This window comes from Stappia sp. ICDLI1TA098 (genome assembly GCF_054880955.1).
The window spans coordinates 1,455,592-1,476,252 of the sequence record NZ_JBTZBT010000001.1 but is presented as its reverse complement, the minus strand read 5'-3'; the positions used below and the strand labels follow the sequence as shown (position 1 = coordinate 1,476,252).

At 65.7% G+C, this 20,661-nt stretch carries 16 protein-coding genes; 8 read left to right on the top strand and 8 right to left on the bottom strand.

The window, feature by feature from the left end; all coding sequences use genetic code 11:
• From ACSLUQ_RS06620 to ACSLUQ_RS06605, 4 genes are all read left to right on the top strand, one after another.
• Positions 1-1,629, top strand: a complete 1,629-nt coding sequence (locus ACSLUQ_RS06620) for an AMP-binding protein (RefSeq protein ID WP_417773297.1) — start codon at positions 1-3, stop codon at positions 1,627-1,629.
• 38 nt (positions 1,630-1,667) lie between these two features.
• The gene (locus ACSLUQ_RS06615) at positions 1,668-2,837 is read left to right on the top strand and encodes a hypothetical protein (protein ID WP_461808025.1); all 1,170 of its coding nucleotides are present in this window, start codon (positions 1,668-1,670) and stop codon (positions 2,835-2,837) included.
• 42 nt (positions 2,838-2,879) lie between these two features.
• Positions 2,880-3,542: a DsbA family oxidoreductase gene (locus ACSLUQ_RS06610; protein ID WP_417773295.1), complete on the top strand. Its 663-nt coding sequence runs from the start codon at positions 2,880-2,882 to the stop codon at positions 3,540-3,542.
• Positions 3,543-3,959: 417 nt separating this feature from the next.
• The gene (locus ACSLUQ_RS06605) at positions 3,960-4,571 is read left to right on the top strand and encodes a hypothetical protein (RefSeq protein ID WP_461808024.1); all 612 of its coding nucleotides are present in this window, start codon (positions 3,960-3,962) and stop codon (positions 4,569-4,571) included.
• Positions 4,572-4,718: 147 nt separating this feature from the next.
• Here the strand turns inward: ACSLUQ_RS06605 and eno are convergent, their stop codons facing one another.
• Positions 4,719-5,993 (bottom strand): phosphopyruvate hydratase, encoded by a 1,275-nt coding sequence (eno, locus tag ACSLUQ_RS06600; protein WP_417773294.1) that lies wholly within the window; start codon positions 5,991-5,993, stop codon positions 4,719-4,721.
• A gap of 143 nt (positions 5,994-6,136) precedes the next feature.
• Positions 6,137-6,985 (bottom strand): 3-deoxy-8-phosphooctulonate synthase, encoded by an 849-nt coding sequence (gene kdsA / locus ACSLUQ_RS06595; RefSeq protein WP_461808023.1) that lies wholly within the window; start codon positions 6,983-6,985, stop codon positions 6,137-6,139.
• A gap of 220 nt (positions 6,986-7,205) precedes the next feature.
• Between kdsA and galU the strand changes: the two genes are divergently transcribed.
• Both galU and ACSLUQ_RS06585 read left to right on the top strand, forming a co-directional pair.
• The gene (gene galU / locus ACSLUQ_RS06590; protein WP_417773292.1) at positions 7,206-8,087 is read left to right on the top strand and encodes a UTP--glucose-1-phosphate uridylyltransferase GalU; all 882 of its coding nucleotides are present in this window, start codon (positions 7,206-7,208) and stop codon (positions 8,085-8,087) included.
• Between the two features lie 93 nt (positions 8,088-8,180).
• Positions 8,181-9,194, top strand: a complete 1,014-nt coding sequence (locus tag ACSLUQ_RS06585; RefSeq protein ID WP_461808022.1) for an NAD-dependent epimerase — start codon at positions 8,181-8,183, stop codon at positions 9,192-9,194.
• Between the two features lie 97 nt (positions 9,195-9,291).
• Here ACSLUQ_RS06585 and glmU read toward each other — a convergent pair whose 3' ends face one another.
• Positions 9,292-10,662, bottom strand: a complete 1,371-nt coding sequence (gene glmU, locus ACSLUQ_RS06580; RefSeq protein WP_461808021.1) for a bifunctional UDP-N-acetylglucosamine diphosphorylase/glucosamine-1-phosphate N-acetyltransferase GlmU — start codon at positions 10,660-10,662, stop codon at positions 9,292-9,294.
• 175 nt (positions 10,663-10,837) lie between these two features.
• On the opposite strand from glmU, the gene ACSLUQ_RS06575 reads away from it, so the two are divergent.
• The gene (locus ACSLUQ_RS06575) at positions 10,838-11,833 is read left to right on the top strand and encodes an SLAC1 anion channel family protein (protein ID WP_461808020.1); all 996 of its coding nucleotides are present in this window, start codon (positions 10,838-10,840) and stop codon (positions 11,831-11,833) included.
• 28 nt (positions 11,834-11,861) lie between these two features.
• On the opposite strand, the gene ACSLUQ_RS06570 is transcribed toward ACSLUQ_RS06575, so the two are convergent.
• From ACSLUQ_RS06570 to ACSLUQ_RS06550, 5 genes are all read right to left on the bottom strand, one after another.
• Complete coding sequence (locus ACSLUQ_RS06570) at positions 11,862-12,473, bottom strand: pyridoxamine 5'-phosphate oxidase family protein (RefSeq protein WP_461808019.1); 612 nt, start codon at positions 12,471-12,473, stop codon at positions 11,862-11,864.
• Between the two features lie 106 nt (positions 12,474-12,579).
• Positions 12,580-14,658 (bottom strand): dipeptide ABC transporter ATP-binding protein, encoded by a 2,079-nt coding sequence (locus tag ACSLUQ_RS06565; RefSeq protein WP_461808018.1) that lies wholly within the window; start codon positions 14,656-14,658, stop codon positions 12,580-12,582.
• A gap of 13 nt (positions 14,659-14,671) precedes the next feature.
• The gene (locus tag ACSLUQ_RS06560; RefSeq protein ID WP_417773286.1) at positions 14,672-15,694 is read right to left on the bottom strand and encodes an ABC transporter permease; all 1,023 of its coding nucleotides are present in this window, start codon (positions 15,692-15,694) and stop codon (positions 14,672-14,674) included.
• Positions 15,695-15,707: 13 nt separating this feature from the next.
• Entirely contained in the window at positions 15,708-16,658 is a 951-nt protein-coding gene (locus ACSLUQ_RS06555; protein ID WP_417773285.1) for an ABC transporter permease, read from the bottom strand.
• Positions 16,659-16,805: 147 nt separating this feature from the next.
• On the bottom strand, positions 16,806-18,497 hold the full coding sequence (locus ACSLUQ_RS06550) for an ABC transporter substrate-binding protein (protein ID WP_461808017.1): 1,692 nt from the start codon (positions 18,495-18,497) through the stop codon (positions 16,806-16,808).
• 503 nt (positions 18,498-19,000) lie between these two features.
• Between ACSLUQ_RS06550 and ACSLUQ_RS06545 the strand changes: the two genes are divergently transcribed.
• Complete coding sequence (locus ACSLUQ_RS06545) at positions 19,001-20,572, top strand: trimethylamine methyltransferase family protein (RefSeq protein WP_461808016.1); 1,572 nt, start codon at positions 19,001-19,003, stop codon at positions 20,570-20,572.
• Positions 20,573-20,661 lie beyond the last annotated feature (89 nt).

Below are 20,661 nucleotides of genomic sequence, written 5' to 3'. Positions count from 1 at the left end.
ATGATCCTCACGCCCCTGAAGACGATCGAGGCCCACCAGCAGAGCGGTATCTGGGGGCGCGTCACGCTCGACACCCTGTTCCGCAAGACCGCTGCCGGCCACCCGGACAGGCTCGCGTTGTGCGATCCCGAGGGCCCGGGGATGCGCGCCACCGCGAGCCCCGGCCGCAAGCTGACCTATGCCGAGGCCGATGCCGAGATTTCGCGGCTCGCCGCCTTCTTTGGCGCCGTGGGGATGTCGCCGGACAGCGTCGTCGGGCTGCAGAGCGCCAATTCGGTCGATGCCGTGATCGCGCTTCTTGCCGCGGTCCGCGCCGGGCTCGTCGTCGCGCCGCTGCCACTGTACTGGCGTCAGAAGAACGTGCTGGAGGCGCTGACCCGCGCCGGCGCGCGTGCGCTGATCGCCGGCGACAGCTTCGGCGGACGCAGCCTCGGGCATGAGGCCCGCGACGCGGCCGCCGAGCTCTTTGCCCTGCGCTTCGTTTTCGGACTGGGCAGCAATGTCGCGGACGGCCTGATGGAACTCGGCAACGTGCTTGACGAGCTTCCCGGCGACATCGGCGAAGTCCAGGGCCGGCGCGGCACGGACGCGGCCGACCATGTCGCCACGCTGACCTGGACGCGCTCGACCAGCGGCGAGCCCTTGCCCATCGCCCGCAGCCACAACCAGTGGATCGCCGCCGGGCTGATGCCCTTCCTCGAGCTGTCGCTGCCGCAAGCCCCGGTGATCGTGCAGCCCTATGCGCTGACCGGCATGGCCGGCCTCGGTGCGGGCCTCGTCCCCTGGCTGCTGAGCGGCGGCACCTTGCATCTGCATCACCCGGGCTCCCTGCGTCGGCTTGCGGCCCATGCCGATGCGGTCAAGGCCGATCTCGTGCTCTGTCCCGGCGCGCTGGTGCCGGCCTTCGAGCGCCGGCTCGACAGCGGATCGTGCCGCATCGTCGCGGTCTGGGGTCCGAATTCGGCCTCGCCCGTGCCGCACAACACCAACCGCGACCTGGTCGATCTTCACGTCATCGACGAATTTGCCATGATCGCGCGACGGCGCGAGGGCAGTTCGCTGCCGCGGCCCATCCTGCCCGGGCGCATCGGCTCCCCCTCGACCGCACCGCAGGGGCCAGCACTTCTCGAGATCGATCTCGACACGGAAACCGCGCCTTCGACACTGAAGGTGCGCGGCGCCATGGTTGCCGATTCCGCCTGGCCGGCCTGCAAGGTCCGCATTCCCACGGACAAGGCCGGCTTCGTCGACACCCTGCTGCCCGTGCGCCAGAACGAGAACGGCATTTGCGGCCTCGGCATTCCGGGAAGCAGCGCGCCGGGCATCGGCTCGCTCCCCGCCGTCGATGCGCTCTATTCGGCCTTCCCGGGCGTCCGCGAGGCGGCCGCCTTTCTGGTCGAGGATGGGATCCTCGGCGCGAGACTTTATGCCGCGCTCGTTCCCCAGCCCGGCCTCATCCTGGATGTCGAGGGCTTTTTCGCCTTCCTCGAGGCGGAGCATGCCGGCCTCGCCGAAATCCCGCACCGGGTGCTGGCGCTGCGCTCGTTGCCGCGCACCGAGACGGGCAAGGTCGACCGCGAGAGCCTCGCCGACCGGCTGGTCAACCCGTTACGCTCCGCCGTGGCGTGATGCCGATGGCGGAGGGGACGAGAGATGCAGTTGCAAGCGTGAGCGCACCGGCGATCGCGGTCGACGGCGGCGACGCGGGCGATGCACTGCGCACGCTCTTGCAGGCAGCCCTGCCCCAGGGGCTCCTTCTCGACACAGACGGCGCGCTGGCGCGCTTTCGCGACCAGGGCGTGGTGCCCGACGCGGTGGTCACAGCCGCGCCGCAAACGACCGACGCGCCGATGTCCGTGCTCGTGCGTCATGCTCGGGCGGCCGGGTCCATGCTCCCGGTCATTGCCGTCGCACAGGCCGGCGCGCTCCCCGTGTGCCAGCCGCACATCGATACAGCGGTGGATCCCGACTGCCCACCGGAGCGGCTTGCCTGGCGGATCGGGGAAACACTGCGGCTTTCCGCGCGCCTGGAGGAGGCCCTGCTTCGCCGGATCGCCTTCGGCAGTGGTTTTGCAGGCCCCCGTCATCCCTGCGTGTCGCACGCCGGAGCGACGGTTCTTATCCATGGCGACGGCCAGCGCCTCGGCCTCGCGCTCGCCGAACACGGCAGCCGGGTTGCGACGCAGGGGGCCTTCAGCGTCGCACAGGTGCATGAGCAGCTTGCCCAAGGTGGCGTCTGCGCGCTGCTGATCGATGCGCCATACGCGCGGACGATTGATCTCGTCGCAGCGCTGCGTCGCGACCCACGCCATGTCTCGCTTGCGATCCTCGCTCTTGCCACGCCGGGCGAGGAGGCGCAGGAGATCCACCGCGCCGGGGCGAGCGACGTTCTCTCCCGCGCCACTCCGGCCGCCGCGATCGCCGCGCGCCTGTCGCTGTTGCTGCGTTCCGGCGTTCGGCGCAGCCTCTCCTCCGCCCGGCTCGAGCGGTTCCGCGAGGCCGTTCTCGTGCGTGACGCCGAACTCGACGCGACCTGCTACGCGGACTATCTCAAGCGACTGAGCCGCGCGCTCGCGGTGCGCGGGCGCAGACCCGTCGTTGTTCGCCTTAAGGACGTGCACGCCGGACCGCGCCATCTCGCCCTGGCCAATGACGATGCCTTCGAGCGGGTGCCGCAAAGCCCGGTGCTCTCCACCGCGCTTGCCGCATCGCGCGACGAGGATTTTATTGCTAGGGTGGAGCAAATGGGCGAGCTCGCGGTGCTGCGCGACGAGGAAGCGCTTGCCGCGTTTCGCCGCAGGGTCGCTGGCATTGTCGAACGAACCAGTTTCACCTGAACGCCCGCACCCGGCGGGCGAGCCATCATGGAGACCGCCCGCATGGACGCAGCCCCCACGCCGGATCCGATGCCGATCGACGTCATTTCGGACGTGGTCTGCCCTTGGTGCTTCATAGGCAAGCGTCGGCTGGACAAGGCGCTGCAGAGCCTGCCCGACATTCCCGTCGCCGTGCGCTGGCAGCCGTTCCAGCTCGACCCGACGATCCCGCGCGAGGGCAAGGACCGGCAGGTCTATCTGATGGAGAAATTCGGCAGCCCCGAGCGCATCGAGGCTCTCCATGCGCCGCTTCGCGAGGCGGGCCTGCGCGAGGGCATCCCCTTCGCCTTCGAAAAGATCACCTCCTCGCCCAACACGCTGGACTGTCACCGGCTCATCCTCTGGGCGCGGGCGGAGAACGCGCAGTCGGCGATGGTCGAGCGGCTGTTCCAGCTCTATTTCATTGAAGGCGCCGACCTCACCCGCCCCGAAACGCTGGTGAAGGCGGCGGATGACGCGGGACTGATGTCGGATCTCGTCGCCGAGCTGCTCGGCACGGACGCCGATCACGAGAAGATCGCGCGGGACCTCGAAAAGGCCCAGGCCATCGGCGTGACCGGCGTGCCCTGCTTCATCATCGACGAGCGCTTCATGGTCGCCGGCGCGGAAAAGCCCGAGACGCTGGCCGCCGCGATCAAGCATGCGTATGAGACGAAGACGGGGTGACTGCAGGCGCAAGCGCCTCCCGATGGGCCACCCATAAAAAAACGCGCATGTGATGCGCGTCGGGCGCGCTCTGTACCGGCGACCAAACCGGAATCCACATTCGTGCGGAGTAGTGTCAAACTGCGCGCATTGCGGGAGGATGTCAGTATGCGCAGTATTTACCGTGAGATTTGGCTGAACAGATTTATGATAGCCTATTTTATCGTTCAGATGGTTAGCTTTTTATATCTGACGTTCTTCGACGGGTACGGCTACACTTGGTGGAACTGGATCATCTTGGTTCCGCTGAATTTCTTCGTTTCGACCATCTGGCCGATTTACTGGGGGCTTCTTCGTTGGGTGATCTAGCCGCCGTCCCTGACACTTAAGCCCTCGGCCGGTCCTGCATCATCATGATGATGACGCGAGGCCAGCCTGATGACGCTTCCCTATCAGCTTCTCCGCGAAACCCGTTCAAGCGGGCCGCAGGCCTTCGATGGCGCTTCCGTCACCTTCGGCCCGTTCCAGTTCAGAATCTTCGACACCGCCGACGTCATCGTACAGGTGAAGCATGCGGGCGAAGCGGGGTGGGCGGACACCGAAGCGGTGGCAGCCACCAAGAAAGATCCGGCCGCTGCCCACAGCTTCTTCACCATCACCTTAGACGCGGTGCACCCGGCCACCTGCCGGTACCGGATGATCTCCCAGCGGCTGCACGAGCGTTCGATGGCGCTGGCGCGCGGCAGCGGGTTCAACCTGTCCGAGTTGGAGAAGGAAATCACGAAGCAGGGCAGCGTCCTGCAAGAGCTGCGTCGCGAGGCCAACGCGCAGGCCGTGCAGCTCGGACGGACGCTGCGCCTGCCCGAGGGCGACGACGTTTCGCCTCTGCCCGGCAGTGATGCGCGCGCCGGGCATATCCTGGCTTTTGACCCCGTCACCCGGATCTTCGCCGATGTTGTGAGTGAAGGGCTCAAAGCGGCTCTTCCACTCCTGCAACGTGGCAACGCGGCGGATGGTGCCGGCGACGAACCGCGCCGCCGCCGTTTCTGACGACCTTTGACCGCGGCTGACCAGTGCCGCGCCCCGGATCGACCGCAGTTCAAAAAACGGAAAAGCCCAAGACAAAAGCCGCCGGATCGCTCCGGCGGCTTCGTGACGTTCGTGAAGATGTCGCAAGGGGCGCGATGCGCCTTCCCCTCACCCCTTCAGGATGCTGCGCCCCGCGTAGCGGGCCTGCGTGCCGAGCTCTTCCTCGATGCGGATGAGCTGGTTGTACTTGGCGAGCCGGTCGGAGCGCGCAAGCGAGCCGGTCTTGATCTGCCCGCAGTTGGTGGCGACCGCCAGATCCGCGATGGTGCTGTCTTCCGTCTCGCCCGAGCGGTGAGACATGACGGCGGTGTAGGCGGCCTTGTGCGCCGTATCGACCGCGTCGAGCGTTTCCGTCAGCGTGCCGATCTGGTTGACCTTGACCAAGATCGAGTTGGCGACGCCCTTGGCGATGCCCTCGCGCAGACGCGTCGAATTGGTGACGAAGAGATCGTCGCCGACAAGCTGGCACTTGCTGCCGACGAGATCCGTCAGCGCCTTCCAGCCGGCCCAGTCGTCCTCGGCCATGCCGTCCTCGATCGAGATGATCGGGTAGCGGTTGACGAAGTCCGCCAGATAGGCGGCCATCTCGTCCGGGCCGAGCAGCTTGTTCTCGCCGGCGAGGTTGTACTTGCCGTCCTTGAAGAACTCGGTCGAGGCGGCGTCGAGCGCAAGGAACATGTCCTCGCCTGGACGGTAGCCGGCCTTCTCGATGGCCTTCATCACGAAGCCGATGGCCTCGTCGGTGGAGCCGATGTTCGGGGCGAAGCCGCCCTCGTCCCCGACGTTGGTGTTGTGGCCGGCGTCCTTGAGCGCCTTCTTCAGCGTGTGGAACACCTCCGCGCCCATCCGCACGGCCTCGCCGATGGTCTCGGCACCGACGGGCATGATCATGAATTCCTGCACGTCGATCGGATTGTCGGCATGAGCGCCGCCGTTGATGATGTTCATCATCGGAACCGGCAGCACACGGGCGCCGGTGCCCCCGACATAGCGGTAGAGCGGCAGGCCGGAGGAATTGGCCGCCGCCTTGGCGACGGCGAGCGACACGCCGAGGATGGCGTTGGCGCCGAGGCGCGCCTTGTTCTCGGTCCCGTCGAGGAGGATCATCGCCTCGTCGATCTGGATCTGCTCCTCGGCATCGAGACCGCCGATGACGTCGAAGATCTCGCCGTTGACCGCGTCCACCGCGTTGCGGACGCCCTTGCCCAGATAGCGGGAGCCGCCGTCGCGCAGTTCGACCGCCTCATGCGCGCCGGTGGAGGCGCCAGAGGGAACGGCCGCGCGGCCGAAGCCACCGTCCTCGAGAAGCACGTCGACCTCGACGGTCGGATTGCCGCGGCTATCCAGGATTTCCCGGGCTTTGATATCGACAATTGCGGTCATTCTCGTCTCTCCTGCAAACAGGCTGGCTGACTGGCGGCGGTGGCTGGAGCGGACCGGAACGGTCCTGCGTCGTTGCAGCTGGAAGCGGTGTCGAAAGTCGACGACCGCGCTTTTAGCCGAGGCGGTGGGAAAGGGAAAGGTGCTCAGAGCGCGCGTGAACGCGACTTTGCCACCTTGTCGAATTCAATCAGATCCTGAAGAAGATCCTTCAAGTTCTTGAGATGAATCATGTTCGGGCCATCGCTAGGGGCGTTATCCGGGTCGTCGTGCGTCTCCAGGAAGAGGCCGGCGATGCCGACCGCCACGGCCGCGCGCGCCAGCACCGGCACGAACTCGCGCTGGCCGCCGGTCGAGCCGCCCTGCCCACCCGGCTGCTGCACGGAGTGGGTCGCGTCGAAGATCACCGGCGCGCCGGTCTGCGCCATCACCGGCAGGCCACGCATGTCGGACACCAGCGTATTGTAGCCGAAGGAGGCGCCACGCTCAGTCAGGAGCACGTTGGAATTGCCCGACTGCACGACCTTGTCGACGACGTTCTTCATGTCCCAGGGCGCCAGGAACTGGCCCTTCTTGACGTTGACCGTGCGCCCGGTCTCCGCCGCGGCGACGAGAAGGTCGGTCTGCCGGCACAGGAAGGCCGGGATCTGGAGGATGTCGACCACTTCCGCCGCGATGCCGCATTGCTCGGGCGCGTGCACATCGGTCAGCACCGGCACCGAGAACTTCTCGCGGATCTCGGCGAAGACAGGCAGCGCATCGGCCAGGCCGACGCCGCGCCGCCCGGAGAGGCTGGTGCGATTCGCCTTGTCGAAGGACGCCTTGAAGACGAGATCGAGACCGAGTTCGGTGGCGATGGCGTGCACCGCCTCGGCCATCTCGAGCGCATGCGCGCGGCTTTCCATCTGGCAGGGTCCGGCGATCAGCGCGAAAGGCGCGGTCTGCGAGAACGTGACATTGCCGACGGTGACGGTCGAATTGCAGCTTGTGGCCATTGCGGCTGGCGCTCCGTGTCTTGCCGCGCGGGGGCGCGGCACCCTGACTTTCCCCGTTCGTTGAGTAGTCCCCCGCGTCGCGAGGTGCAAGCGCTGACCGCCCTGCGCGTGCCGCAATGCAACCGTCAGCTTGGTTCCGCGTTCTATTCAGGCTAGACAGAGTTGCCTGTCGGCGCCCACCAAAGAACGTTGGCACTCAACGGACCGGAAGAGATAATTCATGCAGAAGAAGCGTATTCGAAAGGCTGTTCTCCCCGTCGCCGGGCTGGGAACGCGCTTTCTCCCGGCGACGAAGGCACTGCCGAAGGAAATGCTCACCATCGTCGATCGTCCGATCATCCAGTATGTGGTCGACGAGGCACGGGCGGCCGGCATCGAGCACATTGTCTTCGTCACCGGACGCAACAAACACGTCATCGAGGACCATTTCGACATTGCCTATGAGCTCGAGGATACGCTGAAGGCGCGCAACAAGGCCGGCGCGCTGAAGCTTCTGGAGGCGATCCGCCCGATGCCGGGAACCACCAGTTTCACGCGCCAGCAGGAGCCGCTCGGCCTCGGCCACGCGATCTGGTGCGCGCGCGACATCATCGGCGACGAACCCTTCGCCATCCTCTTGCCGGACATGCTGATGAAATCCGCGCCGGGGTGCCTGTCGGAAATGGTTGAGGTCTACAACGCCAACGGCGGCAACGTGATCTCGGTCGAGGCCGTGCCCGAGGACCAGACCCACAATTACGGCATTGTCGACATCAAGGGCTCACAGACCGACAGGACCTTCTCCATCACCGGCATGGTCGAGAAGCCCGCGCCGGGCGCCGCTCCGACGAACCTCTTCATCAACGGACGCTACATCCTGCAGCCGGAGATCTTCGAGCTGCTGGAGAATCAGGAGACGGGCGCCGGCGGCGAGATCCAGCTCACCGATGCGATGCTCGCGCTGATGGGAAAGCAGACCTTCACCGGTTTCCGCTTCCAGGGCGAGACCTACGATTGCGGCTCCAAGTCCGGCTTTCTCGCCGCCAACATCGCCTTCGCGCTGGAGAACGAGGAACTGGCGAGCGAACTGCGTCCACTGCTCAAAGCCTTGCTCGACGCCTGACGAACAGGGCTTGCACCTCCCTCCCCGATCGGAGACACAGAGCCACCGATTGCCGCCGGCGGATGCCCCGTCGGCGGACCGACAGGATAAGAGATGCGCAAGCTGCTTGTGACCGGTTCGGCCGGATTTATCGGTTTCCACCTCTGCCAGAGGCTCTTGCGGGACGGCTGGCACGTGATCGGGCTCGATTGCGTGAGCCCCTATTACGACCCGGCCCTGAAGGAAGCCCGGCTCGCGATCCTCAACGCCAACAACCATTTCAGCGAGGCACGGATCTCGCTGGAAGACCGTGACGCGGTCATGGAGCTGATGGCGCGCGAAAAGCCGGAACGCATCATCCATCTCGCCGCGCAGCCGGGCGTGCGCTATTCGCTCGACGAGCCGCAGGCCTATGTGGACGCCAATGTCACCGGTTTCCTGACCATCCTCGAGGCGGCCCGCCGATACACGGTCGACCATGTGGTCTTCGCCTCGACCTCCTCCGTCTACGGTCTGGACGGGGCGATGCCGCTGTCCGCCCACCGTGGCGGCAACCACCCGATCTCCCTCTACGCCGCGACGAAGAAGGCGAATGAGGCGATGGCCCATTCCTATGCCCACCTCTTCGGCATTCCGCTGACCGGCCTGCGCTTCTTCACCGTCTATGGCCCCTGGGCGCGGCCGGATATGGCGCTCTACAAGTTCACCCGGGCGATCCTTTCCGGCGAGCCGCTCGACATCTACAACAACGGCCAGATGGTGCGCGACTTCACCTATGTCGACGACATCGTCGAAGGCATCGTCAGGATCGCCGACCGCCCGGCGGCGGTGAACGCGGACTGGAACCCGGATGTGCCCGACCCGGCATCGAGCGGCGGCGCGCCCTACCGGATCTTCAACATTGGCAATTCGGAGCCGGTCGAGCTGCTGCGCTATGTCGATGCCATCGAGAAGGCCTGCGGCGTGGAAGCCATCCGCAACTACATGCCGCTGCAGCCGGGCGATGTGCTGGCCACCTGGGCGGATGTCGACGATCTGGCCGAGGCAACCGGCTTCCGGCCAAAGACCAGCGTCGAGGACGGCGTGCAGGCCTTCGTCGACTGGTACCGGGATTTCTACAAGGTCTGAAGCGCTTCTCCCGCGGACGAAAACACGCAAAAAAGGCGGGCCCAGTTGCCCGCCTTTGTCGTTTAGCCTGCCCGCGTCCCGCTGCTGCCTGCGCGCTTCAACCCTTGCCCTTGGAGGACTTTTCCTCCTTGGCACGCTGGAAGCGGGCCTTGAGGGATGCGCCGCGACCTTCCTTGGTCGTCTGCCGCGCGCGGCCGATGACGAGCGCGTCGGCCGGCACGTCCTGCGTCACGGTTCCTCCGGCCGCCAGGTAGGCGCCGTCGCCGATGACCAGCGGCGCCACCAGCGTCGAATTGGACCCGACGAAGACGCCCGCGCCGATGTCGGTGTGATGCTTGAGGAAGCCGTCATAGTTGCAGGTGATCGTGCCTGCGCCGATGTTGGCGTTCGCTCCCACCCGCGCATCGCCGATGTAGCTCAGGTGGTTGACCTTGGCGCCATCCTCGACAGTGGCGTTCTTGATCTCGACGAAATTGCCGATATGCGCGCCCGCTCCGATGACTGCTCCCGGACGAAGGCGGGCGTAGGGCCCCATCGTCGTGCCCGCGCCGACGCTGGCCTGCTCCAGATGCGAAAAGGCGCGAATGGTCACCCCGTCGGCCACCGTGACGCCGGGGCCGAAGACCACATTCGGCTCCACCGTCACATCCTTGCCGAGGACCGTGTCATGGGAGAAGAACACGGTTTGCGGGGCGATCAGCGTCGCGCCGTCGTCCATCGCCGCGCGCCGGGCGCGGGTCTGGAAGTCGGCCTCGACGTCGGCGAGCTGCGCGCGGGTGTTGATGCCCTGCACCTCCGCCTCCTCCGCCGTCTCGCTGGCGACGGAAAGGCCGAGACCTCGGGCAATTTCGACCGCGTCCGTGAGATAATATTCGCCGTTGGCGTTGTCGTTGCGCACGCGGTCCAGGATCTCGGCGAAACGCGCGCCGCGGAACGCCATGATGCCGGAATTGCAGAAGTCGACCCGCCGCTCGGCGTCGCTCGCGTCCTTCTCCTCGCGGATCGCGACGAGCGCGCCGTCCTTTTCCAGGAGCCGGCCGTAGCCGGTCGGATTGCGCGCGCGAAAGCCGAGCACCACGAGATCGGCGCCTTCCTCGAGCCGGGCGCCGATACGGGCGATCGTCTGCGGGCGCACCAGCGGCGTATCGCCGAAAAGCACGAAAATCTGCTCCGGCAGGGGCTCGAAGGCGGGGCGCGCGGCAAGAGCGGCATGGGCGGTGCCGAGCCGGTCGGTCTGTTCGTGGCAGGTGGCGGCAGGCGCAAGGCGCGCCACCTCCTGGCGCAGCTCCGCCATGTCCGGACCGACAACGACCGCGATCCGCGTCGCCTCGGCCGCTGCCAGCGCCTTCATCACATGACCGACGAGCGAGAGGTTTGCGACCTCGTGCATCACCTTCGGCCGCGCGGACTTCATGCGGGTGCCGAGGCCGGCGGCCAGAACGATGGCAAGACGGGTCGGTGCGGACATGAAAACCTCGCGCTGGTGGAACGTCGGGACTGTCTTCGGCACCCCGCGTCCCAGCGTCAAGTCCCGAGGCGGCGGACCGGCCAATTTTCCGGATCTATCGCCATGCTCCGATTTGGGCTATGGCTTGCATCAGCCTTAAGTTTCACGATGTCGAATATAATATCCGGGGGGAATGATGACCACGCGTGACGTCTCGCAGGGCGAGGCCGAGGGAAACGAGTCCTGGCTTGCGCATTTCCCGGTGACCTTCTTCGCCGTCGTCATGGGGCTTTCCGGCCTGACGCTGGCGACACATCGCATCGAGCTGAAATTCGCCGTTTCCCACACGGCGAGCCTGGCGCTTACCGCGATCACGACGCTGGTGTTTCTCGCGATCTCCACGGTCTTCCTCGCCAAGGCCCTTCGCTATCCGGCGTCGGTCCGCGACGAATGGAACCATCCGATCCGCATCGCCTTCTTTCCAGCCATCACCATCGGCGCGCTCCTCATCGCCGCCGCGATCCTGCCGTGGAACCGGCCGCTTGCGCACGGGCTTTGGCTGGCCGCCGCCGTTGCCCATCTCGGCGTGATCCTGGGCGTTGTCGCCGCCTGGCTGAGCCACCGCCCCTTCGAGACCGTGCATCTGACGCCCGCCTGGTTCATTCCCGCCGTCGGCAACGTGCTCGTGCCGATGGCGGGCGTGAAGCTCGGCTACATCGAGGTGTCGTGGTTTTTCTTCTCGGTCGGGATGCTGTTCTGGCTCGTGTTCCTGACGCTGGTCTTCAACCGGCTGATCTTTCACAATCCGCTGCCCGAGCGCCTGCTGCCGACGCTGGTCATTGTCATCGCGCCGCCGTCCGTCGGCTTCGTCGCCTGGCAGGAGCTGAACGGCGGCGAGATCGATGCCTTCGCCCGCATTCTCTACTACTCGGCACTGATGTTCGTGCTGATCACGCTGACCCAGGTCGGCCGGCTGGTCTCCCTGCCCTTCACCATGTCGTGGTGGGCCTATTCCTTCCCCGTCGCCGGCTTCACCATCGCGTCGTCGCGCTTTGGCGAGGCGACCGGAACGCTGGTGCCGAAGGCCCTGACGCTGGTCTCCTACGCCGTGCTTTGCGCGATCATCCTGCTGCTGGTGCTCAAGACCATCGCGGCGATGCGCCGCGACGAAATCTGCCGCCCCGAGGGATGAGAGCAGGCGACGAACGCGGCCGCCCCGCCTACCACAGCGAGGCGGCGGCGCGCTCCGGCCAGGCCTTGTCATAGCTTTCGCCGCCGACCCGCTCCTCGCTGAGGCGCGCCAGGATCTGCCCCGGTGTCGGAAGCCCGGAAATCTCCGGCCAGGCCGCTTGCGTCCACAGCTCGGCCCGCACGATGGCACGTGCGCACTGGAAGTAAACGCTCTCCACACTGACGAGGATCACCGAGCGCGGTGTCTTGCCGTCGACGGCGAAACGCTCCAGCAATTGCGGGTCGACGCTCACCACCGCCTTGCCGTTGATGCGCAAGGTGGTGCCGCTTCCTGGAATGAGAAAGAGCAGCGCGACGCGCGGGTCGCGGACGATGTTGCGCAGCGAGTCGATGCGATTGTTGCCGCGCCGGTCGGGGATCGCCACCGTTCGCGGATCCAGGATCTCCACGACCTGGCCCCGGTCGCCGCGCGGGGAGCAATCCAGCCCCTCCGGCCCGGCGGTCGCCAGAGCCACGAAGGGAGAGGCGGCCATCAGGGCCGCGTACTGGTCGTTGATCCAGTCGATTTCCTTGGCCGTCGATGCCTCGACGGGCGTGCCATAGATCTCTTCAAGCTGCTCAACAGTCCGGATGGTCGTCATGGGCGCTTACCTCCGCGTGAATCCTCGCGCGGCGCACATTAGCCCATCGGACGGACCAAAGGCACCGCCGCATGGCGCAAACATTCGGTCTTGCCGCAGGTTCCCCCTATTCCGCGGCCTGCGTGCGCGGCTTGATGACCGGCTCCATGCGCTCGAGTTCAAGCGGATCGAGATGACACGCGATCCTGTGGCCCGAGCCGAACGCGCGCTGCGGCGGAAGCTCCACGTCGCAGGTTCCCGGCATCATGTAGGGACAACGGGTCTGGAACGGACAACCCTTCGGCGGGTTCGACGGCGACGGGATCTCGCCCTTGAGCACGATGTGACGCTTCTCCACCCGCGTGTCGGCGATAGGCACCGCGGCAAGCAGCGCCTCCGTGTAGGGATGGTAGGGCGGCGCGAAGATCTCTTCCGTCGTCCCTTGCTCCATGATCCGGCCGAGATACATGACGACGACACGGTCGGCCAGATAGCGCACGACGGAGAGGTCGTGGCTGATGAAGAGCATGGTGGTGCGGTTTTCGCGCTGGATGTCCATCAGCAGCTCGGTGACGGCCGCCTGCACCGAGACGTCGAGCGCCGAAACCGGCTCATCGGCGATCACCACCTTGGGATTGCCGGCGAAGGCGCGGGCGATGCCGACGCGCTGCTTCTGGCCGCCCGAAAGCTGGCGCGGCTTGCGGCGGGCGAATTCGCGCGGCAGCTTCACCGTGTCGAGCAGCCGGTTGACGATCTCCTCGACCGCCTTCTCCTCGCGTGCGACGCCGAACTTGCGAATGACGCGGGCAATCTGGCTGCCGACCGTATGCGAGGGGTTGAGCGTGTCGAACGGATTCTGAAACACCATCTGCAGCCGCGAGATGGTGGCGGCATCACGCTTGTCGACCGGCAGGCCGCCGAGTTCGACCTCGCCGAGCATGACCTTGCCCTCGGTCGCGTCCTCCAGTCCCATCAGAACCTTGGCGAAGGTCGACTTGCCACAGCCGCTCTCGCCGACGATCGCCACCGTCTCCGCCTCGCGGGCCGAGAACGTCAGTTTCTCGTTGGCCTTCACCACCCGCTGCTCGCCGCCAAGGACAAGGAAGCCGCCGTCGTCGATGATGTAATGCTTGGTCATCTCCTCGACGGAGAGCACCACTTCGCCGGCCTCCACCGGCGGGCGGACGTCGCCCTTGGGCAGGTCGCGGTCCCAGTCGATCTCGCCGAAGCGCTCGCAGCGCACCCGGTGGTCGTCGTCGCCAGGCACGCCATGCATCCGCAGCCGGCCGACATTGCAAAGCCCGTCACGGAAGAAGGTGCAGCGCGGTCCGAAATTGCACCCCTCGGGCCGCTCGTGCGGCAGCGGCAACTGGCCGGGGATGGCGACGAGCGGATGGGCGTTCTTGTCGGCGCCCGGCAGCGGGATCGAGCCGAACAGGCCGCGCGTATAGGGGTGGCGCATCTCCTCGAAGACATCGTGAATGTCGCCGACTTCCACCGCCTCGCCGGAATACATCACCGTCAGCCTGTCGCAGGTCTCCAGGATGAGGCCGAGATTGTGGGAGATGTAGATCATCGAGGTGCCGAACTCCTCGGCGATCTCCTTGATGAGCTCGACGATGCCCGCCTCGACCGTGACATCAAGCGCCGTGGTCGGCTCGTCGAGAAGCAGAAGGCGCGGGTTCGACAGCAGCGCCATGGCAATGACGACGCGCTGCTGCTGGCCACCGGAGATCTGGTGCGGGAAGGAGTTGAGGATGCGCTGGGGATCAGGCAGGCGGACCTTGGCGAGCATCTCCTCGGCACAGGCCAGCGCCGCCTCGCGCGAGAGCCCGTCATGGAACATCGGCACTTCGGCGAGCTGGTCGCCGATGCGCATGGCCGGGTTCAGCGAGGCCATCGGTTCCTGATAGACCATGGCGATCTTCGAGCCGCGAAGCTGGCGCAGTTCCTCGTTGCTCATGGTGCGCATGTCGCGCCCCTCGAACAGGATCTCGCCGCCGGTGATCGCCCCGTTGCTGCCCATGTACTGCATGATGGCGAGCGCAACGGTCGACTTGCCGCAGCCGCTCTCGCCGACGATGCCATGGGCCTCGCCCGGCATGAGCTTCAGGTTGAAGTCGACCACCGCCGGAACCTCGCCGGAGCGGGTGTAATAGGAGATGCAGAGGTTCCGGCATTCCAGAACCGGTGTCTGATCGGTCATGGCCAGCCCCTTTTCAGTCGCGCAGGCTCATTTCCCTCAGGCCGTCGGCCAGAAGGTTGAAGCCCAGGATAAGGCTCGACACGGCCAGCGCCGGCACGAGCAGCATGTAGGAGAACTTCCACAGCATCGCCGTCTTGGCGCTCTCGCGGATCATCAGGCCCCAGTCCGGGTCGGGCGGCTGCAGGCCGAGCCCGAGGAACGTCAGCGTCGTGATCGCCACCGTGGTGTAGCCAAGGCGCAGGCAGGCATCGACGATGATCGGGCCGCGCACGTTGGGCAGAAGTTCCACGACCATGATGTAGAGCGGGTGCTCGCCCCGCGTCTGGGCGGCGAAGACATAGTCGCGCGTCTTGATGTCGAGCGTCAGGCCGCGAACGATGCGCATGATCGCCGGCGCCGAGGCGAAAGTCACCGCGACGACGATGTTGAAGCCCGACGGGCCCAGGTAGTTGAGGATGACGATGAACAGCACCATCACCGGGAACGACAGGAAGACGTTGGCGACGAAGGAGATCACCTCGTCCCACCAGCCGCTGAGATAACCGGAGATCAGGCCGAACATCGCCCCGATCACATAGGCGACAGTGGTTGCCGTCACGCCCCAGACGATCACGCGCTGGCATCCCCAGATCACCCGCGACAGCATGTCCCTGCCCTTGAAGTCGGTGCCGAGCCAGAAGAACAGGTCGCGCTTTTCCGACAGCGGCGTGACGAAGGGAGCGATTGGCTTGTTCGGATCGATGAGCGGCAGGAAGGGGGCACTCACCGCCATCAGCAGCCAGAAGAAGACGAGCGTCAGCCCGATCACCGCCACCCGGCTTTCCCGGAAGGTGCGGATGCCGAGCACGTAGAGCAACAGCGTTGCCGGAATGGCCGGCAACAGCACCATCTCCACATTCTCTCCGAAGACACCCCTGCCGAGCATCACATAGGCCATCAGCGGCAGCCACATGAGCGCGATGAGCACGATCACGGGTTTCGGATGTGCGAGCCTGTCGAGGAGGCTGGTCCTGTCATCAAGGTCGGTCGCGGTCATTGTCTCCCTCCCCTCAGGCGAAGCGGATGCGCGGATTGAGGAAGGTGTAGCCGATGTCGGAAATGATCTGCGACAGGACGGCGACGGCGACGGCGACGAGCGTACAGGCCTGGACGACCTCCACGTCGGGGAAGAGCGCGGCTTCGAGCAGGAGCTTGCCGAAGCCGTCGTACTCGAAGAACACCTCGACCACGACGACGCCCGAGAGCAACCAGTTGAGCTGCAGCACGATCAGCGTGAAGGGCGCGATCAGCGCGTTGCGCAGCGCGTGCTTCATCACCACCCGGCGATAGGGCAGCCCCTTGAGGATGGCGGTGCGGATGTACTGGGAGGTCATCACCTCGGCCATCGATGCCCGCGTCATCCGCGCCACATAGCCGAAGTCGTAGAGAACGAGGGTCAGCACCGGCAGCACCAGCTCGCGGAACGAGAAGCCGCCGATCATCGCCGACTTGACCGGAAGCCAGCCGAGCCCGAGTGCGAAGATGATCGTCAGCAGGATCGCGCTGGCGATCTCGGGAATGCTGGTGGTGAACACGGATACGAAGGAAATCACCCTGTCTTGCGGCGAGCCCTCCTTCATGCCCGCCAGAACGCCGAGAACCAGCGACAGCGGGATCATCAGAGCGAACACGAAGAAGGCGAGGATGCCGGTGTTGGCGAGCCGGTCGGCCAGCAGCGGGCCGACGGGGCGGTTCTTCTCGTAGGAGAAGCCGAGATCGCCGGTGACGATGTTGCCGACCCAGTTCAGGTAACGCTGGTGGAAGGGCACGTCGAGGCCGCGCGCGGCGAGCCAGCTCTTGTAGCTTTCCTCGCTCAGCGCGGACACGGCGAAGCCGCCGAGTTCCTGCACCGCGAGCCGCTTCTTGAATTCCGGCGTGTCGAAAATCGCAAAGAGCAACAGCGATGACACCGCCATGATCAGGATCATCTGAACAAGGCGGCGCAGGATAAGTTTAATCATGGGTGCCCACCGTTTCCGGCGCGCGCCCCGTGGTTCCAGCCCCGGTCAAACGCGCCCCCTCTCGCCGACGATGCCGGCCAACGTTCCTTACAGGTGCGCGCGGGGCGGCATGTGCCCGTCCGCCCCGCGCGTCCCGATGGTCGCGTGTCAGCCCATCCAGACCTTGTTGAACTGGTGGTACTGGGTCGGGTGGGCGGGGTAGCCGTGCACCTGGTCGGAGGCCATGCAGTAGACCGGGCGCCAGATCGGAAGCACGACGACAGCCGCGTCCTGCAGGATCTTCGATGCCTTGGCGAGAAGCCCCTTGCGCTTCTCCACGTCGAGCGTCGCCTCCGCGGCATCGATTGCCGCGTCGAACTCGGGCGAGGCAAAGCCGGACTCGTTCCACGGCACACCCGTGCGGTAGCCGAGGGACATCACCATGGTGCCGAGCGGACGATGGGTCCAGGCGGTGGCGCCGAACGGTGTCTTCGTCCAGATCTCCCAGTACTTCGACGCCGGAATGACGTTGATGTTCAGGGTGATGCCCGCGTCCTTGAGCTGGTCGCGCATCGCTTCGGCGACGGTCTGGTGCCAGGGGCCGTCGGTGTTGCCGACATCGATGGTCACCTCGATGCCGTCGGGATAGCCGGCATCGGCGAGCAGCTTCTTCGCGCCCTCGACATCGCGGCTGATCGGCGGCAGCGCCTCATAGTCCGGATGCACCGGAGCGACGTGGTAGTTCTCGCCGATGTCGCCGCCCTCGGGGTAGACAAGCGGCTTGATCGTCGCGTTGTCGATGGCCATGGCGATGGCCTTGCGAACCCGCACGTCGTCGAACGGCTTGGCATCGACACGCATGCGGCAGCACAGCGTCTGCGCCGTGCGCGCTGCGATGATCTGGCCCTCGATCGCCTTGGCCAGTTCCATCTGCTCGACGCCGAAATCGTAGATCGCATCGACGCTCTGGCCCGCGAAGGCCGTGAGCTGGTTGTCGGCGTCGAAATTGTAATAGTGGATCTCGTCGAGGTAGACCTTGCCACCCCAGTATTCGAACGGCTGGCCGTCGACCTCGGTGACGCGCTTCAAGATGCAGCGGTCGCCGACGACATTCTCGGCGATGGCATAGGCGCCCGTGCCGTTCATCGACGTGTCGAGCGGCGGCTTGAAGCCGCGATGAACGATCGCCGTCGGATAGTTGTACATGTCCTCGGGGAAGGACAGGACCGGCTTCGTCAGGTTGAAGCGGATCGTGTGATCGTCGACAATCTCGATGGCGCCGTCGATGAGCTGCTTCTTGCCGTCCTTGTCCTCGACCATGGCCGAGACCGAGGACAGGCCGATGTTGGACGAGCCAAGGTCGGGATCGGTCCAGCGCTCGAAGTTGAACTTCACGTCCTCGGCGGTGAAGTCATCGCCGTTGTGCCACTTCACGCCCTTGCGCAGGTGGAACGTCCACGTCTTGAGGTCGTCGGAGGCTTCCCAGCTCTCCGCCAGCATCGGACGGGTCACGTTGTCCGGGCCGGTCATCGCCAGATACTCGAGCATGTGCCGGGTCTGGTTGGAGGCCTGCGTCCAGGAGAAGGTCGCCGGGTCGTCGATTTTCTGCACCTGCATCGCGACCTTGAGGATGCCGCCGGTCTTGGCCGCGGCATCATCGGCCGGGAACGGCATGGTGCCGCCATCCGCCGCGAAGGCCGGTCCGGGAAGCCCCGCCATCGCATAGGCCGTACCGGCCCCGACGCCGAGAAGTGCTGCGAAGCGGACGAACTCGCGACGGCTCATGCGGCCGCCATCCATCTGTTCCTGCGCCTCGCGCACCTTCGGGTGCACCCTGTTCGAAGTGTGTTTGGTCGACATAGCCCCGTCTACCTCCAGGCTCTTTGTGTTCTTGTATCTGCGTTGATGTCGCGCCCGGCATGCCCCTGATGCCGGTTCCGCGCGCTTGCTTCTGCTTCCTTCTGCGGCATCCGTCCCGGCGCCGGAAACAGGCGACGAAATACGGAAACGCGTTGGTTCTACTTGCGCATCCCGCCAGACGGAGCGCGCATGTCATCCGGCGGGCTGCTTGCGCGTCGCTCGGCGGGTCGCGTCGAGATTAACATGCAAGTCAGTGGGTTTTGCAAAATATCCCTGTGATTTTTTTCCTTTTCCCAGAACAGCATGTCGTTATCGCGCCACTTGGCGTCGGTTTGTGGATATCGCCGGACACTCGGGATGCGAGCTACGATCCTTTTTGGCGACAACTTCACATGCCGCCATCGCGAAAAAGCGCGGTTGATACGCGTATTTTCGGGATCTCATCTTCACTAGACACTACGCCGGGAAAGTATTTCTTGGCGAATGGCGGAGCTTTGCATGCCATGCCCGACACTGGTGACCCAATGCCGGCGGACGGCGACGCCGCGCCGCGCGGGAGAAGCGGGCGCCGTTCGGCCCCGAGAAACCGCCGTATCGAGCAGCGTCCGTTCCGCGCCCGGCGCAATCCCTACCGCCCGGTGGAGGCGGTTTCACAGGATCAGCTCGAGGCCATTCATCTTGCTTCTCTCGAAGTGCTCGAGACGGTTGGCATCGATTTCATCAACGACGAGGCGCTGGCGATCCTGAAGGCCGCCGGCGCGCCGGCAGAGCCGGGTACGAAGCGTGTCCGCCTCGACCGGGGTCTGGTCATGCAGGCGCTCGCCGCCGCGCCGGCCGAGTTCACGCTTCATGCTCGCAATCCGGCACACAACCTGCGCATGGGCGGCGATTCCATTGTCTGGAGCGGGGTCGCCAGCGCCCCCAACTGCTCGGACGCGGAGCATGGGCGAAGGCCGGGGAACCAGGCCGACTTTCGCAATTTCGTCCGCCTCAGCCAGGTCTTCAACGTCATCGATCTCAATGGCGGCTACCCGGTCGAGCCGGTCGACCTGCATCCCTCGGTGCGCCATCTTGATTGCATCCATGACTTCATCACGCTCACCGACAAGGCGTTCCACATCTATTCGCTCGGGCGCGAGCGCAATCTCGACGGCATGGAGCTGGCCCGCATCGCGCTGGGCCTGAGCGAGGCGGAGTTCGACGCGACGCCCTGCACGATCTCGATCATCAATTCCTCATCGCCACTGCGCCTCGACACACCGATGCTTCAGGGCATCATCGAGATGGCGCGGCGCGGACAGCCCATCGTCCTCACCCCCTTCACCCTCGCCGGAGCCATGGCGCCCGTCACCATCGCCGGCGCGCTGGTGCAACAGAACGCAGAGGCGCTGGCCGGTCTCGCCTTCGCCCAGCTCGTGCGGCCTGGCGCACCGGTCGTCTACGGCGGCTTCACCTCAAATGTCGACATGAAGTCCGGTGCTCCCGCCTTCGGCACGCCGGAATACATGCAGGCCGCCATCGTCGGCGGCCAGCTCGCCCGCCGCTATCGCCTGCCCTACCGCTCGTCCGCCGTTTGCGCCGCCAACAGCCCGGACGCGCAGGCGGCATGGGAGACCGTGTTCTCCTTCTGGGGCGCGCTTTCCGGCGGCGCCAACTACATCAAGCATGCGGCCGGGTGGCTGGAAGGCGGGCTGACGGCCGGCTTCGAGAAATTCATCATGGACATCGATCTTCTGCAGATGCTCGACACCTTCCTCGAGCCGCTCGACACCTCGCCTGACGCGCTGGCGCTCGAGGCCATCCGCGATGTCGGACCGGGCGGCCATTTCTTCGGCACCGCCCACACCCAGGCCCGCTACAAGACCGCCTTCTACGCGCCGATCATCTCCGACTGGCGCAACTTCGAGACCTGGCAAGAGGCCGGCAGTCCGACCGCCTTCGACAAGGCGCGAACTGTGCTCAGCAGTGCCCTGGATGAATACGAGGCCCCTGCCCTCGATCCCTCCATTGCCGAGGAGCTTGCCGACTTCGTCGCCCGCCGCAAGGCGGAGGGCGGGGCTCCCACCGACTTCTAGAGGTCGGATTCGGGATGAAATTCCGGCCGATCCCCGTCAGACTTGCGGAACCCGGACTTGCGAAGCAAGGCCTCCGCTCACGCCAATCC